Source organism: Reichenbachiella agariperforans, from assembly GCF_900142205.1.
In the GTDB taxonomy this organism is placed as follows: Bacteria; Bacteroidota; Bacteroidia; order Cytophagales; family Cyclobacteriaceae; genus Reichenbachiella; species Reichenbachiella agariperforans.
Genome location: NZ_FRAA01000008.1, coordinates 106044 through 122439, shown reverse-complemented (window position 1 = coordinate 122439; position 16396 = coordinate 106044). Strand labels below are relative to the sequence as shown.

11 protein-coding genes are annotated in these 16396 nt (G+C 44.5%); 9 read left to right on the top strand and 2 right to left on the bottom strand.

Features of this window, described 5'->3' with window-relative positions:
• The first annotated feature begins 16 nt into the window (after nucleotides 1-16).
• The 8 genes from BUB99_RS17325 to BUB99_RS17290 all read left to right on the top strand — a co-directional run bounded on the left by BUB99_RS17325 (nucleotide 17) and on the right by BUB99_RS17290 (nucleotide 14109).
• Nucleotides 17-3259, top strand: coding sequence for a SusC/RagA family TonB-linked outer membrane protein (locus BUB99_RS17325; protein WP_073124645.1), 3243 nt, complete (start codon nucleotides 17-19; stop codon nucleotides 3257-3259).
• Nucleotides 3260-3274: 15 nt separating this feature from the next.
• Entirely contained in the window at nucleotides 3275-5008 is a 1734-nt protein-coding gene (locus BUB99_RS17320) for a RagB/SusD family nutrient uptake outer membrane protein (protein ID WP_073124643.1), read from the top strand.
• Between the two features lie 186 nt (nucleotides 5009-5194).
• The gene (locus BUB99_RS17315; RefSeq protein WP_073124642.1) at nucleotides 5195-6814 is read left to right on the top strand and encodes an arabinan endo-1,5-alpha-L-arabinosidase; all 1620 of its coding nucleotides are present in this window, start codon (nucleotides 5195-5197) and stop codon (nucleotides 6812-6814) included.
• A gap of 68 nt (nucleotides 6815-6882) precedes the next feature.
• A complete protein-coding gene (locus tag BUB99_RS17310; RefSeq protein WP_073124737.1) occupies nucleotides 6883-8898 on the top strand; it encodes an alpha-L-arabinofuranosidase C-terminal domain-containing protein in 2016 nt (671 codons plus the stop codon).
• Between the two features lie 88 nt (nucleotides 8899-8986).
• Nucleotides 8987-10528 (top strand): alpha-N-arabinofuranosidase, encoded by a 1542-nt coding sequence (locus BUB99_RS17305; RefSeq protein WP_073124639.1) that lies wholly within the window; start codon nucleotides 8987-8989, stop codon nucleotides 10526-10528.
• Nucleotides 10529-10552: 24 nt separating this feature from the next.
• The gene (locus BUB99_RS17300) at nucleotides 10553-12115 is read left to right on the top strand and encodes an arabinan endo-1,5-alpha-L-arabinosidase (RefSeq protein ID WP_084190628.1); all 1563 of its coding nucleotides are present in this window, start codon (nucleotides 10553-10555) and stop codon (nucleotides 12113-12115) included.
• On the top strand, nucleotides 12115-13113 hold the full coding sequence (locus BUB99_RS17295; protein WP_073124636.1) for an arabinan endo-1,5-alpha-L-arabinosidase: 999 nt from the start codon (nucleotides 12115-12117) through the stop codon (nucleotides 13111-13113). Before BUB99_RS17300 ends, BUB99_RS17295 begins: the two co-directional genes overlap by 1 nt.
• The gene (locus BUB99_RS17290; protein ID WP_073124635.1) at nucleotides 13114-14109 is read left to right on the top strand and encodes a glycoside hydrolase family 43 protein; all 996 of its coding nucleotides are present in this window, start codon (nucleotides 13114-13116) and stop codon (nucleotides 14107-14109) included.
• A gap of 101 nt (nucleotides 14110-14210) precedes the next feature.
• Here the strand turns inward: BUB99_RS17290 and BUB99_RS20725 are convergent, their stop codons facing one another.
• Together BUB99_RS20725 and BUB99_RS17280 are read right to left on the bottom strand one after the other, a co-directional pair.
• Nucleotides 14211-14705 (bottom strand): T9SS type A sorting domain-containing protein, encoded by a 495-nt coding sequence (locus tag BUB99_RS20725; protein WP_317041719.1) that lies wholly within the window; start codon nucleotides 14703-14705, stop codon nucleotides 14211-14213.
• Nucleotides 14675-15343, bottom strand: a complete 669-nt coding sequence (locus BUB99_RS17280) for a sialate O-acetylesterase (protein ID WP_073124631.1) — start codon at nucleotides 15341-15343, stop codon at nucleotides 14675-14677. The genes BUB99_RS20725 and BUB99_RS17280 overlap by 31 nt, the downstream gene beginning before the upstream one ends.
• A gap of 323 nt (nucleotides 15344-15666) precedes the next feature.
• On the opposite strand from BUB99_RS17280, the gene BUB99_RS17275 reads away from it, so the two are divergent.
• A complete protein-coding gene (locus tag BUB99_RS17275; RefSeq protein ID WP_073124629.1) occupies nucleotides 15667-16248 on the top strand; it encodes an O-methyltransferase in 582 nt (193 codons plus the stop codon).
• The last annotated feature ends 148 nt before the right edge of the window (nucleotides 16249-16396 follow it).

The following is a 16396-nucleotide window of genomic DNA, read 5'->3' as shown; positions in this document are numbered from 1 at the left end:
AAAAAATACTGAAACAATGAAATATTTATATATAATACTGTTAGGGGTGCTGGCGCTCGTACCTGCAACATACGCAGCAGGTACTAACAATGCCGATGTGATGGCTAGGGCTCAAGCAGAAGATATCACAGTAACTGGTAAAATCATCGATGATACGGGAGAGGCACTTCCTGGCGCTACCGTGACACAAAAGGGCACTACCAATGGAACCATTACGGATATCGATGGTAATTTTACACTTACTGTTCCTTCAGATGCTACGGTGGTAGTTTCTTTCATAGGGTTTAAAAGTACAGAAGTGATCGTTGGTGGAAGGTCTGTACTAGGTAATATCACATTAGGTATAGATTTAACCGAACTCGATGAGGTGATAGTAGTGGGATATGGTACACAGCGCAAGGTTGATCTCACGGGTTCAGTGGCGATAGTGGACACTGAGGAGATGAAGAAAGTCTCCAATTCTAACATCTCTACTATGCTGCAAGGTAGAGTGGCAGGTGTTCAAATTACATCTGACGGGCAGCCAGGTGCTGATCCTGCAGTACGTATTCGTGGTATGGGATCCTTTGGTAATACTTCGCCTCTCTATGTAGTTGATGGGGTGATTATGGGAACAACGATTAGAGATTTCTCTCCCAACGATATCGAATCAGTACAGGTTTTGAAGGATGCTTCTGCGGCGGCTATTTATGGTGCGCGTTCTGCCAACGGAGTAGTGATCATTACTACCAAGTCTGGTAAAAAGGATCAACCCATGAGGATAGATTATAGCGGATACATAGGGTTTGACCAAGTACAGAAAGATGTTTATGACGTGATGGATGCTGAGCAGTATGGTCAACACTTGACCGATGTATTTGGCAACAGTGGTCTGGATGTGCCTTCTGGTTACAATCCAAATAGTGAAAACTATTTGTACAACGCCGACGGTACTGCAAAAGTGAATACAAATTGGTACGATGAAGTCTTCAAAACAGGTATTCGCCAAAACCACAACATCAACCTGTCAGGTGGTGGTGAGAACAATACTTACAACGTTGCGATGGACTACTTCACTCAGGAAGGAACCATGGAAGGTGCAGGGCCGAATTTTGACCGTTACACGGCTCGATTCAAAAATTCGATGGATGTGAAGTTTATCAAATTCAACACGAACGTAGTGTACAGTCACAGCGATCAGGACAATATGGCTCTTAGCAATGCCAATGAGTATGTAGAGGGGTTATATGGTTCTCAATTTCCAGTGATGGCCTCAGCGCTCATTACACCTCCCACCATCAAGGCTTACGATGAATCTACTTGGGTTCTGGATGGTACGCTTTCTCCAGCATCTGGGTACCAATACGATTCCTATGGTTATGGCACTTACTATGACGATATTCATGGTGACCTTCGTGTAACCAACGTTTTGCTCACTAATAATTTGTTAGAGAGAAACTCTACAGTAGATCGTATAGTAGCCTCAGGGTCTGCCAATGTGGACTTCTTAGAAATGTTGAATGCTGAGAGCGGCAAACACAAGTTGAGTTACAACCTGAACTTGTCGTACAGCAAGACCCATGTCAAGGATTTTACGTTTGTGCCTGCTTTTATACAAAGTACAACAAACTACTTGACCAAGAGCAATGAGACGTTGACAGAGGAGCACCGTAGCTATACGGAATCTTTGATAGAAAACACGATCAATTACGATGGTCAATTCGGCCGTCATCATGTCAATGTGCTGGCGGGTCAGTCTTTTCAGCGTTGGGATCACAATAGACTTACAGGTATAGGTAACAACATGACCGAGCCTTATTACCTGCAAGTAAATAACTCTGAACAGACGCAATCATCTACATACGAGGAAGTGAGCTTGATGGAATCTTATTTTGGTCGTATCAACTACGATTTTGATGAGAAATACCTGTTTTCTGCAACTGTTCGTCAAGATGCATCAAGCCGTCTTTCACCTGATGACAATACGGATATATTTCCAGCGGCTTCTGTGGGGTGGCGTATAGACCGAGAGGGCTTCTTTCCTGTCAGTGAATCGACTATAAGCTTGTTCAAAATCCGTGGTAGCTATGGTGAACAAGGCAATATTTCGAACTTGGGACCCTATGATTATATGGCCACTATGGCGCGAGGAGATTATACTTATAGCTATCAAAATAGTGTAGTGATGGGGTCGGCCATCTCTAGTTTTGTAAATGAAAGACTCTTATGGGAAAAGAAGAAAACCCTTGATATTGGGCTTGATCTGGGGCTGTTCGATGATCAATTAGAGTTTACCTTCGATTGGTATGAAGCCACGGCAGAAGACCTCCATTATGATGTAGCTGTTCCAGCTCAGGCAGGTTTTACCAATGCAGCAGTAAAGATGAATGCAGCGACGATGGTCAACTCAGGTATGGAGTTTTTGTTAGCCTATCACAACTATAACAATGAAGTGAAATTTGATGTGTCTGCTAACTTTTCTACCCTCACCAATGAGGTGACAAAGTTGGGTGTATTAAATGCACCTCGTACCGATGGTACGGCTCGTACAGAGGTAGGCCGTGAAATAGGTTCCTTCTATGGATATGTTTATGAGGGGATTTTTCAGTCGCAAGATGAAATCGATAACCGTGTCAACTCAGAAGGTAATTTTATTGATCAGCCTGGTGCACAGCCTGGTGATGTAGCCTATGCAGACATTGCTGGTGCATTTGATGCGGAGGGTAATCCAATACCTGATGGTCAAATCACCAATGAAGATCAAACCTATCTGGGCAGCGGCTTGCCTAAATACAGTTTCGGTCTGAATGCTCGTGTGGAATGGAAAGGGTTGGATTTGAGTGTCATGGCATTCGGAGCGGCAGGTTTCAAAGCGGTAGATTTTGTTGATGTGACTTTGCGTAGTTCCTATGGTGCGCTCAACAAGAGCACGGATTTATTGAATGCTTGGACACCAGAAAATACCAATACTGATGTACCTCGTGTAGCCAATAGATCGAATGGTGACATTACCAACGATATGTTCAGTTCGCGCTTCATTCAGGATGCTACTTATCTGAAAATAGCCAATATTCAAATTGGCTATAACTTTCCTGATAGTTGGTTTGGAGACTATATCAACAACGTTCGCATTTATGCCACGGGGCAAAATTTGTTCGTGTTCTCTAAATACAAAGGATACAATGTGGATTTTGCTGGAGGTACATTCACTCCTGGATACAACTACGCATCGTACCCAACACCACGAACCGTCATGGGCGGAGTTCAATTTTCATTCTAAAAATAAGGGATCAATATGAAAGGTATATATAAAATTCTAACAACGTTGGTGCTGATCGTAGGCATGGTGGCCTGTAGCGACCAACTCGAAGTTGAGAACCCAAACAATCAGACGACCTTTGATTTTGGGGATTCTGAGACAGAACTTAGAGAAGTAGTGATTGCATGCTACAACCGTATTCGTCTCGACGGTACATTTGCCCGTGTAGGTTATACATTGGATGCGGTTCGTGGTGATGAGGTATGGAACTCATCTCAACAGTGGTATTTAGAATATGATAATTTTAATTCTCCAGGCACCATCGGAATTGGTGATGAATGGCCGTGGAGAGACAATTATCATGTGGTGAACCGTGCCAATTTTATTTTGTCGAATGTAGATGAAGTAGAAATGTCTGAGAATGCATACAATGAGATCAAAGGACAAGCACTCTTTCTGAGATCTTTGGCGTACTATCATCTGGCTACTTATTACCAGGATGTACCTTTGATCACCGATTATGCTGCTTACTCAGACTTAGAAACACTCTATTCGTCTAACAACACGCAAGACGAAGTGTTTGATCAAATAGAGAAGGATCTCACGGAGGCAATGAATATCCTACCATCCAGAGATGCCGGAGGCGAGTGGGCAGAAGGTCGTGCAACCAGTGGTGCTGCTGCGGGTTATTTGGCTCGTGCATTGATGTTTCGTCATAAGTTTGATTTAGCTCTACCTATTTTGGAAGATATCATAGCAGGTACCTACGGGACTTATGCCCTGACTGCAGATTATGGTGATAACTTCAGAGAAAGTACCGAAAACAATTCAGAGAGCCTTTTTGAGGTTCAGTTTATGGATTTTGGTACAGGGGGAACCGACGAAGAGTGGACTCCAGTAAATATCAGTAGAGTGGCTACTCAGGGTCATGCAGTAGAAAGCAACTTTGCTTCTCAGGATTTGGGTAGCTGGGGCGATCTAGCGGGTTCGCCTTGGTTGTACAACCTGTTCAAAGCAGAGAATAGTACGGATGGACGACTTGACCCTCGTTTGTACTGGACATTGGTTTCGTACGAACCTGAGTACAGCAACTATACAGACATTTCTACGGCTGCATATCCAGAAGGCGATCCTCGTAGCAATATTGTTTACCAAGCTGAAATAACAGAATCACCTCGATCGAACATTGCTCAGGGTGGGTTATCAATTGCCAAGTTTACCAATGCAAGGAACAACATCTATGCTTCCATTACTAATGGTTTGCAATGCGGGGTGAATATACGTTTGATGCGATATAGCGATGTATTGTTAAGAGCAGCAGAATGTATCAATGAAATCAGTGGCCCAAATCAACAAGCTATCGATTATATCAACGAAGTGCGTGAGCGTGTGGCTCTCGAAGAGCTTCAATTGGCAGATTTTCCAACTGCCGATCATCTCTTCGAGCAAATTGCCAATGTAGAGCGTCCTAAAGAATTCGGTTGCGAAAACGGTCGGGGTATTGACTTGATCCGTTGGGGATTCTTCTACGATGCTGCACGTTTGCAGCAGTTGACTGAGCATGGATATTATGTGACAGATGGTACAGCCAACACCGATGCTTTGACTGCAGCAACTGCTAGTAACTCATCGTTCAATACCTACACTCCTGGAAATGAGTATTTTCCAATATTCCAAGGTACGCTAAATGCCAACCCTAATTTGGTAGGCAATTCAGCCAATAAAAATGAACCTGCTGATAAATGGGATGCACGCCCTATTGTAAACTAGGGATCATTCTATAAAATCAGAGCCTCCTTATCGATGTGCTTTTGTATGTCGATAAGGGTGCTTTTAATGTTAAACAGACGGACTTATCCCCTAAACATACTAGTAAAATATTTGGCGTATCAGTATTTGGCAATTTCAACAAAGTGCTGAGTTATACCCGTCGGATTGATAAAAAATATAATTGAAATGAGACATAAGTATTTTCTGTTTTTATCTGTCACCCTAGCTGCTCTATTACTTATAGGGTGCAACAATGATGATTTAGAGCCTACAGGCATCACCGTAAAGGAGGATGAAGATGAAGTGACTGATACCACCTACACCATTCCCACATACGCTGACGACTATGCAGCGATGGCTTCTTGGAATGATCGCTCTGATTGGAACCTGGCCAATGTACATGACCCAAGTGTAGTTTTTGATGGAGACTACTACTATATGTATGGTACCAATGCTTCCTATGGCAATGCCCATGATGGACATGGACATTTTCATGGTCGCCGATCCAGAGATTTAGTGAATTGGTCCTATATGGGAGCTTCTATGTCAGTGACACCAACATGGGTAAAAGATACGCTAAACAGTATGCGAGATGCAGTGGGTTTGGCTCCAATCAACAATCCCGCTTTTGGACACTGGGCTCCTGTGGTCCGTAAGGTCGGCAATGTCTACCGAATGTATTACAGCATCATTATTGATAATTTGATTGGTAATGGATTGCCATGGTCTGAAGAAAATTTTGATAACACTTGGACAGAAAGAGCCTTCATAGGTATGATGGAAACGACAGACCCTTCCTCGAACAATTGGGAAGACAAGGGGATGGTCGTTTGCTCTGTTTCTGATCGAGGAACTGACTGGTCTAGATCGTCGACTAACGACTGGAGTGGATATTTTAAATACAATGCCATCGACCCCTCTTACGTCGTTACTCCTGAGGGTGAACACTGGATGTTTTATGGTTCATGGCATAGCGGTATTGCAGCGGTTCAAATTGACTCGGATACAGGATTGCCATTACATGAATTTGATATCAATGATGAATCCACTTGGGGTACACATATCTACACCCGAACAAACGGCTCAAGATGGCAGGGATCAGAAGGGCCAGAGGTGATGTATAGTGAAGAAACTGGGTATTACTATTTGTTCTTGGCCTATGACGGTCTGGATGTACCCTACAATACGAGAGTCACCAGATCAGAAAATGTAACAGGGCCGTACAAGGGATATGATGGTGCTAGTGTGACGAATGGTGGAGATGTCTACCCAATTGTTACTCACCCTTACAAGTTTAACAATCATTCTGGATGGGTTGGTTTTGCGCACAATGCCATGTTTCAATATGAAGAAACGGGAGATTGGTTTTACGCTTCACAGGCGCGTCTGCCAGCTAACACAGGAGGCAATGCCTATAGCAATGCCATCATGATGGGGCATGTCCGAAAAGTGAGATGGACAGAAGGCGGTTGGCCAGTGGTCATGCCTGAGCGATATACTGGAGTCCCAGAGACAGAGATCAGCGAAGCTGACCTAGCAGGAAATTGGGAGCTTATCACACTACGATACGAGTACCGAACACAGCAAACATCAGTAGCGCTCACGCTATCAGCAAATGGGGAAGCTACAGGTGCTTTAACGGGCGCATGGTCGTTTGATGAAGCAGACAATGTCCTTACGATTGGCAATACAAAACTGTATGTCGAGCGTGAAGTGGATTGGGAGGCATCTCCTAGAGAGCTGACACTTGTTTTTGCTGGGTTGAATTCTTCTGGGGTTTCGCTTTGGGGAAAGAAAACGCAATAGTGGAATTGATACTGTATACCAAAATGATAATCAGGCCAAATGGCTTTTTCTATAGAAATGAATTAACGATGAATAAAATAATAAATCAAATACTGGGATTAGGAGTGGGAGTTGTGCTTGCTTGTGGTTGTGGTACTACTCCGTCCGAGACGCAGACCGAAACTGCCGCATCGCATACCTTTCAAATCGACGCGAGCAAAACCATTGCCAAGGTAGAGCCTACGATGTATGGCATCTTCTTCGAGGATATCAATTTTGCCATCGATGGCGGCTTGTATGCTGAGTTGGTCAAAAACCGATCTTTTGAATTTGACAAACCCTTGCGTGGGTGGACCGAACTCAAAGACAAGGGGCTCGGCGTTCGATTTTTACCTATCAACACTAACAATCCACGAAACACTAGGTTCATGCGTGTACAAATCGAGGATCAAGGTTCTGGAGCAGGACTGTTGAATGAAGGCTTTCGAGGAATGGGCCTCAAGGAGGGACTCCCTCATAATTTTAGCATTCAGGTCAGAGGGGGGGACGGTAAGGTCTCAGCCATCCGAATTGAATTATTGGACTCAAAAGGTGAAGTAATCGCTAATAGTCGAGTGGATGGCATCAATAACGAATGGCAAACCCTAACTACTTCATTGACCCCTTCTAAAACGGACGCAAAAGGTACGATGAAAATTTGGTTCGAAGGAGAAGGAACTGTTGACATAGACATGGTTTCCCTTTTCCCAACGGATACGTGGAAGGGAAGAAAAAATGGATTGAGAGCAGACCTAGTGCAATTGCTCGCCGATATGGATCCAGGGTTTTTGCGTTTCCCCGGTGGGTGTATCGTGGAGGGTTTCGATTTATCCCAGCGATATCAATGGAAAAATACAGTTGGGGATGTCGATGAACGGGTAGTGACCATCAACCGTTGGAATTTTGAGTTTGACCATAGACCTGCACCGGATTATTATCAAAGTTTTGGTGTTGGATTTTACGAATACTTCTTGTTGGCTGAGGACTTGGAGGCAGAACCTGTGCCCATTCTCAACTGTGGTATGGCTTGTCAGTTCAATACTGGAGAGTTGGTTCCGCTGGATCAATTGGATCCCTATATCCAAGATGCGCTTGACCTTATCGAATTTGCCAATGGATCAACGGACAGCAAATGGGGGAAATTGCGTGCCGATATGGGACACCCCGAACCATTTAACCTCAAGATGCTCGGTGTAGGAAACGAACAATGGGGTCCACAATATGTAGAAAGGTATGTGCCAATCGTCAACGCTGTTAAAGCAAAGTATCCCGAAATACAGATTATTGCAGCGACTGGGTCAGATGGGTCTATCTTCCCTAATGGCGAAGAGGAGATTGAGTACCTCTGGAAAGAATGGAAAAGGCTGAAACCAGAAATTGTGGATGAGCACTTTTATCGCAATCCTGATTGGTTTATGAAAAATGCGGATTGGTATGACAACTATGAGCGCACAGGTTCTAAACTTTTCGTAGGCGAATGGGCCGCACAAAGTGTAGGTGTAGCTAGCCCAGACAATAAGAACAACTGGGAGACTGCTCTTTCAGAAGCAGCATTCCTAACTGGTCTGGAGCGAAATGCCGATCTAGTTACGATGACCTCCTATGCGCCTCTTTTTGCTCATGCAGAAGGTTGGCAGTGGACACCAGATTTGATTTGGTTCGATAACCTCGATTCATATGGCACGGCCAACTACTACGTGCAGAAGATGTACGCTACCAATCCAGGTACACACGTGATTCCGCTCGAAAAAGACGGCAAACCAGTGACTGGACAGAATGGATTGTACGCTACTGCCACCAGAGATGAAAATGCTGGAGAGTTGATTATCAAAATCGTGAATACTGGCGAAGCAGCAGTTGAGGCCAGCTTTGATGTCGCAGGGGCTACTATAGGTACTGAAGTGACCGCTGAGGTGCTTTCTAGCAAAGAGCTAGAGGCTGTCAATACCCTGGATGAAGGGAATAAAATCAGTCCAAGAACAGAGAAGAAAACATTAGACTCTGAAAAATTGTCTTATCAACTTGAGCCATACTCTTTCACAGTTTTAAGAGTAGAAGCTAAATAAAGGTTTAAGACTACTCCTTTCACTCATTCAATTAGGGACAAAAGGAGTGATTAGTACTGTTTAATAATCAGGAGAAATATATAAAGTAATGAAAAAAGGAATAATCATGTTTGCGGCTTTGTTTGTTTTTGCGCTTGGTGTACAGGCCCAAAAAGCAACCGTCATCATCAATGCGGACCAAGGAGAACATACGATCAACAAAAATATCTACGGTCATTTTGCGGAGCATTTAGGTAGATGTATCTATGACGGGATTTATGTAGGTGATAGCTCAGCGATACCCAATACAGAAGGAGTCCGAACCGATATCATCGATGCACTGATCGAACTGAAAGTGCCGGTACTCAGATGGCCAGGTGGCTGTTTTGCGGATACTTACCACTGGATGGATGGGATCGGTGATCGTGCCGATCGACCGAGCATCGTCAACCAATGGTGGGGCGGTACTACAGAGGACAACAGTTTTGGTACACATGATTTCCTCAACCTATGTGAGCGCATCAATGCAGAGCCATATTTGGCGGGCAATGTAGGAAGTGGACAAGTAAAGGAATTGGCGGATTGGGTGCAGTATGTCAATCACACAGGAGGCAGCCCCATGTCTGACCTGAGAATAGAGCATGGTCGTACCGAGCCATGGAATGTAAAATACTGGGGGGTAGGCAATGAAATGTGGGGATGCGGTGGCAACATGGCACCTGAGTTCTATGCCAATTTATTCAGACAGTACAGTACATTCATGACGGATTGGTCCAACTCTGATGGACTATATAGAATCGCATCTGGTGCGAATGGAGCGGATTATAATTGGACAGAGGTGCTGATGCGTGACATCCCGAAACCACTCATCCAAGGAGTCGCCTTGCACTCATACTCGGTAATCGACTGGGGGAAAAAAGGCCCTGCCAAAGACTTCAGTGAAGAGCTGTATTTTGCTACGATGAAATCAGCACTCTTTATGGAGGAGTTAGTTACGAAGCATATTGCGATTATGGACAAGTATGATCCTGAGCAGAAAGTAGACTTGATCGTGGACGAGTGGGGTGGGTGGTATGATGCACCCGAAAGCCAAACAATGGGCGTATTGTATCAGCAAAATACGATGCGTGATGCCATGATAGCTGGAGCGACGCTCAATATCTTCAATAACCACGCCGATAGAATCAAAATGGCCAACCTCGCGCAGATCGTTAATGTACTACAAGCTGTGATCTTGACCAATGAAGAGAAACTGGTTTTGACACCTACCTACCACGTGATGAGAATGTACAATGTGCACCAAGACGCAACTTTGCTACCGATGGAGTTGACGACTGCTGATTATGAATACAAGGGAGAGAAACTGCCAGCTGTATCGGGTTCGGCCTCTGTAGATAGTGAGGGCGTGATGCATATTTCGTTGGTCAATATCGATTCGAAAGAGTCACAGGCAGTGAGCCTCAAATTACTCGGGACGAATAGTAAAAAAATGAGCGGTGAGATTTTGGCTTCTGACAAATTGCAGGACTACAATTCATTTGAAAATGGAACAGTAATTTCCCCCAAAAGCTTCAAAGGCTTCAAGAAAAAGGGAGACGAGTGGACTGTGACTTTGCCACCATTTTCGGTAGTGGTTTTGGAAGTGAAATAAACAGGAACGAAATCAGTGTAGGAGATGAAGGAGATCGTAAAGGACACGTTTTTAATTTTAGTAATAGTTTTGATCACATCACTGGGGGTATTTACCTCCTGTGATGATGACTCTTCTTCTGGGACGGGAATCAATGTGATTGATCCTGATCAAGATAGTTTAGACTCCAATTTGGGGGATGGCCCCATAGACTTTACACAGTTCAACGACACCTATGGCAGTATTGCCAGTACTGACAATGTATATGACTGGGCACATTACAATGTTCACGATCCGTCCATTATCGATAATGGTGACTTTTTCTACTGCTATACCACAGATGTGGCTTATGGCACATCTGTAAGACCTGGTCACCAGATCAGAAGGAGCAAGAATCTGGTGGAATGGGAGTTTGTAGGCTGGGTAGTTGGAGGTAACAACCCGAACGCACAAGGTGATACAGGTTATCCTCCACTCGGGCTCGATCATATTCATTCCAACGGTGGTGAACCTTTCGATAACTTGTGGGCACCCTATGCGATGAAAGTGGGCGGAGAGTATCGGGTGTATTACTCCATTTCATCAGAGGTGCCACGACTCAGTGCTATTGGTTTGATGGTGTCGGACAATCCGTATGGGCCGTTTGAAGAACGAGGACTCGTAGTGACTTCTCTGAACAATTCCACACGACAAACCAATGCTATTGATCCTACGGTCACGGTGTCTCCATCTGGAGCACACTGGTTCTACTACGGATCGGCATGGGATGGTATCTATCGTATCGAACTAGACCCATCTAGTGGATTGCCAAAGCAAACGGGAGATATAGGAACACGAGTGGCACAAAGAGCCTTTACTGGGAATAGCATCAATGGCAACATCGAAGGGCCCGAAATCATCCACAACGAGGAGTTTGGCAAGTATTACATGTTCATCTCCTACGACTGGTTGCAGACCAAATACAACGTCCGAGTTGGACGATCAGACAGTCCAGATGGCCCATTCTATGACATACTCGGTCGTGACATGAACGACGATGTGGATGATTTGCCAATGATTTTGGCTCCCTACCGTTTTCAGGGGCATTCGGGATGGCAAGGGGTGTCTCACCCCTCGGTATTCATTGACAAAGAATCCAAGGAATTTTACATGGGGCATCAGGGCAGACCTGGCATTGATAGCTATTATATGCTGTTGCATATTCGACAGATTCATTGGACAGAGGACGGTTGGCCGATGGTCAGTCCAGAGCGCTATGCAGCGGAAGAAGAAACTGCTGTGGACGAGAGCGAGATCGCAGGGGACTGGGAGCAGATCGTCATGAACTATCAAGTAGTACCAGGCTATGCAGACGAACAAACATCTCCAGATTTTCAGCAGGGTCTGAGTATAGTCATCCACTCGGACGGCACAGTGTCTGGTACATCTACTGGAACGTGGACTTACGAATCGCCTTGGTTGACATTTGACCTAGAGGGTGAGTCTGCTCCATTCAAACTCAAAGTGGAGCGTGGTAGAGATTGGGAAAATGAGGTCGATGAGACTATCCTTTTCACTGGATTGACTACCGAAGGCATAGCATATTGGGGTAAAAAAATAGTAAAGTAATGAAAAGTATAAAAGCAATCATCGTAGGGGTGGCCATGGGACTGTTGTGTTCGCCTGTATTTGCCCAAGGCATCTACGATATAGGCGTACACGATCCAGTGATGATCCAGGAGGGAGATACCTACTACCTCTATTGTACGGGGAGGGGGATCACCGTTTATTCGTCCAAAGACTTGAAGTCTTGGAAGCACGAACCCAAGGTCTTTGACGCCCCACCGCAGTGGGCTAAGGAAACCGTTACGGATTTTACAGGACATATTTGGGCACCAGATATTTCGTTTTATGACGGCAAGTACTACCTGTACTATTCGGTTTCTTCTTTTGCCAAAAACACATCGGCTATTGGCTTAGTTACCAATGTGACTTTGGATCCCAATAACCCCAACTACCAATGGGAAGATCAGGGAATGATCCTACAGTCTGTGCCTTACCGTGACATGTGGAACGCCATTGATCCCAATATCATTGTGGACGAAGAAGGCTATCCGTGGATGGCATTTGGTTCGTTTTGGGATGGAATGAAAGCTGTGAAACTGATACCTAACCGAACAGCTATCGCTGAACCACAGGAGTGGAAAACCATAGCTAGAAGAGAAAGAAGTTTCGAACTCGATGACAAAAATCCGGGAGATGCTGCCATAGAAGCTCCGTTCATCTTCCAGAAGGATACAAACTATTACCTCTTCGTGTCTTGGGACTACTGCTGTAGAGGAGAAAAGAGCACCTATAAAGTAGTAGTCGGGCGCTCCGATCAAGCCACAGGGCCCTTCGTAGACCGAGAAGGTACACCGATGAATGAAGGCGGAGGTATGCTCGTCGTGGAAGGAAATGACCGCTGGGCGGGGGTAGGGCACAACAGTACCTATACCTTCGGCGAGACAGACTACTTGGTGTTTCATGGCTATGACATGACCCAAGAGGGGCATCCCAAACTGATCATCAAAGAAATCGAATGGAGTGACGATGGATGGCCTAAACAAGTGAAACTAGAAGATTAAATGATGAAAGTGAGCGTACAAGTATTATGGTTGTTAGCAGGAGTGATTTCTCTGGCAGCTTGTGATTCGGGACAAACGAAAGAAAAACAAACAGAAGGAGTAAGGTCGGAGAGGGCAGGAAACCCCATTATACAAGAGGTTTTTACTGCGGACCCAGCTCCCTTTGTAGCTAATGATACCTTTTATATCTATACGGGACATGACCAACAGTCCGAAGGAGGAGAGGGGTTCTTGATGAACGACTGGTTGTTGTTCTCGTCGACAGATATGGTCAACTGGGAGCGCCATGGAGCCAAGTTGCGTACGACTGATTTTGCATGGGCCAATGGGCAAGCTTGGGCAGCGCATACCGAGCAAAAGAACGGGAAATACTACTGGTACGTGACGGTCGAGCATGCGACCATACCAGGCAAAGCTATTGGTGTGGCGGTAGCAGATCACCCTACCGGACCATGGGAGGATGCGATCGGTGAGGCACTGATCACCAATGATATGACCACTCAGACAGATATCTTTTGGGATGATATCGATCCAGCCGTTTTTGTCGATGAGAGTGGGAGTGCCTATATCTATTGGGGCAATACCGTGCTGAAATGGGCGAAACTCAAGGACAACATGATCGAGCTAGATGGCCCAGTACATACGATCTCTGTACCTGAGTTTACAGAAGCGCCGTGGGTTTTCAAGCGAGAGGACTTGTATTATTTGATTTATTCGGCACACTTTCCAGAAGAGATAGATTATGCCATGTCCGATAGTCCAGAGGGGCCTTGGGAGTATAAAGGCAATCTCAACGGTGCTTTGCCCAACTCTCCTACGCATCATGTAGGCGTGGAGGAGTACAAGGGCAACTGGTATTTTGTGTATCACACTGGACAGTTACCGACTGGAGGGGAGTTTCGTCGCAGTGTTTGTATTGATCGCCTTTACTTCAACGAAGACGGGACTATTAAGCCCGTGATAAAAACCGATAGTGGAGTAGGAATCATAGAATAAGGTATGGATCACAATGCCCGTGACTGATTAATACGCTCTGGCATTGTGATCCATTCTCAAAACAAAGCGTTAAGCCATACAATCTACGGGTCTAGAGTTTTTTATTGAATTAACACTTTCTTACTGAGCATTTTCTCGTTTGTTTCTAGTCGATAGTAGTACACGCCATGCGGTACTGATGCAAAATCATAGCTGATGCTGTGGTGACCTGATGTGCATGGCTTATTGAGGATTTGTGTTACTTCCTGTCCTGCGGTATTGTATAGTTTTAGTTTGACATGAGTGGCTTTGGGTAAGCTAAAATCAATTTGTCCGTAGCTGTCTACAGGGTTAGGATAGACTGTGCTGAGACTGTAGGTAGTGTTAGACTCGCTATGAAGGATAGGTGCATTAGCATCATACTCAAGTAAGCTTAACATTTTCTCTCCATAGCGTTTGCCCAGTTCTCGATATCCCGCAGCATCGAAGTGGATGTTGTCATCCTTATCCGAACAGCCACTAGAAGAGATGATGTGCGCATTAGGGATGATCTCAGGCAGTTGAGCGACTATTTTATTCATACTAGCTAAGCTACCCCCTTGATCTTCGTGTACCATTTCTCCAGCGAGTAGAGGGATAGCATTGGCTTCCATATCCAGATCTGATAGCAGGTCATCATATATTTTTTAACTTTAGTCGGCCATTGTGCATCGCCAGCGTTAGATTCTCCTTGATGCAGTAGAATACCTTTGATTACGCCTACTTCTTGCGCTTGTTTGGCTAGACTGAGTAGATGGTTATAAGGGTTACGGTCATAGCTGTCAAGTGCATTTTGAAACCAATCCTCTTTGTAGGTATCTAGATAGTCCTCATAGATGTCCTTATCGAATAATTCGATTCGACACCCACCTACAGCGACATTGACGACACCTACATTGATATGGGAGGGTAGAGATGCTATCAGCGTACGACCAAAGTAGTCTGCGGGTGATAGTCCATTCCAGCACCGGCACAATGGAGGGATCGCAGGGTACCATTCTGTGGCTTGCCGATTGATATTGGAACAATCGACTGCTTGCAAAACCTGAAAGCGGTTGTCTACGGTTTGATCTTGAGAACCTATCGTTCCCTGTCCCTCCATATTGGATTGACCAAAACATAGGTAGATATGAAAATTAGGGTCTTGTGCTTGTGATTGAACTGAGAAAGTGATCAGTCCTAAGGTCAATAATAAGTGTGTAATCTTTATTTTCATGCTTGTAATTTTAGTGGCTAAACTAGCTCTTTGCCTCAGGGGGGATAGGGGATGATTGTAACATATATAGGTTCTTCTGTTTTTAAGGTCTGGTGAAAGGGTTTGATTTGTCAGGGTAAACGCACCGAGACGATTTTAACTATCCCAAAGTGTGGATTAATTGGGGCTCATTTTTCTGTTCCTAGCCCTAAAATTTGGTGCTTTGAGCAGAGTGGGATATCATAACCTTATGAGAATGTATCGCAAATGTGTGGAGTGAGATGTTTTCTGAGAAAGAACTATAGAGTACACTGATTGTGTATACTGATAAATGTTAACGAATAATGAAAGAATCTAATATTCTGGATACGCCTAAGATGTATCCTCAACTGGAAGCAAAGTGCAAAGAGATGGGATTTACAATGCCATCGGATATTTATATTGGGACTTTGCTCAAGTCATTGGTAGCATCCAAACCAAAGTCCAATATTCTCGAATTGGGGACAGGCATTAGCCTATCGCTGGCTTGGATGATAGAGGGACTAGACGAGCAGTCTAGGTTGACGAGTATTGACAATGATCCCAGTCTCATCGAAGTAGCACAAGCGTTTTTTGGAGAAGATGAGCGATTAGATTTAGTATGTGCTGACGGTGCGCAATGGATCAAGCATTACGAGGGAGATAAGTTTGATTTGATCTTTGCGGACACATGGCCAGGTAAGTATTCTGAGTTACTAGAGACATTGAAACTTGTCAAAGTAGGAGGTTTTTATATCATCGATGACATGACTCCACAGCCTAACTGGCCAGCGGGACATGAGGAGAAGGCCATACACTTAACAAAATACCTCGAAGAAAGAGATGACTTTACCATTACCAAAATGAACTGGTCTACAGGAGTGATTCTTTGTACGAAGAGGTGCTGATTAATTGTGTGGCTTTCTATCCAAATTGCCACAGAGATGTACATTATGGATAGAAAATATTCGAACTAAGCAAAATAAAAAAGAGTATAAAAAAAGCGGTGATGCATAGAAAAGTAAAATATATCTGTGCGCTCTAGATTATCATGTT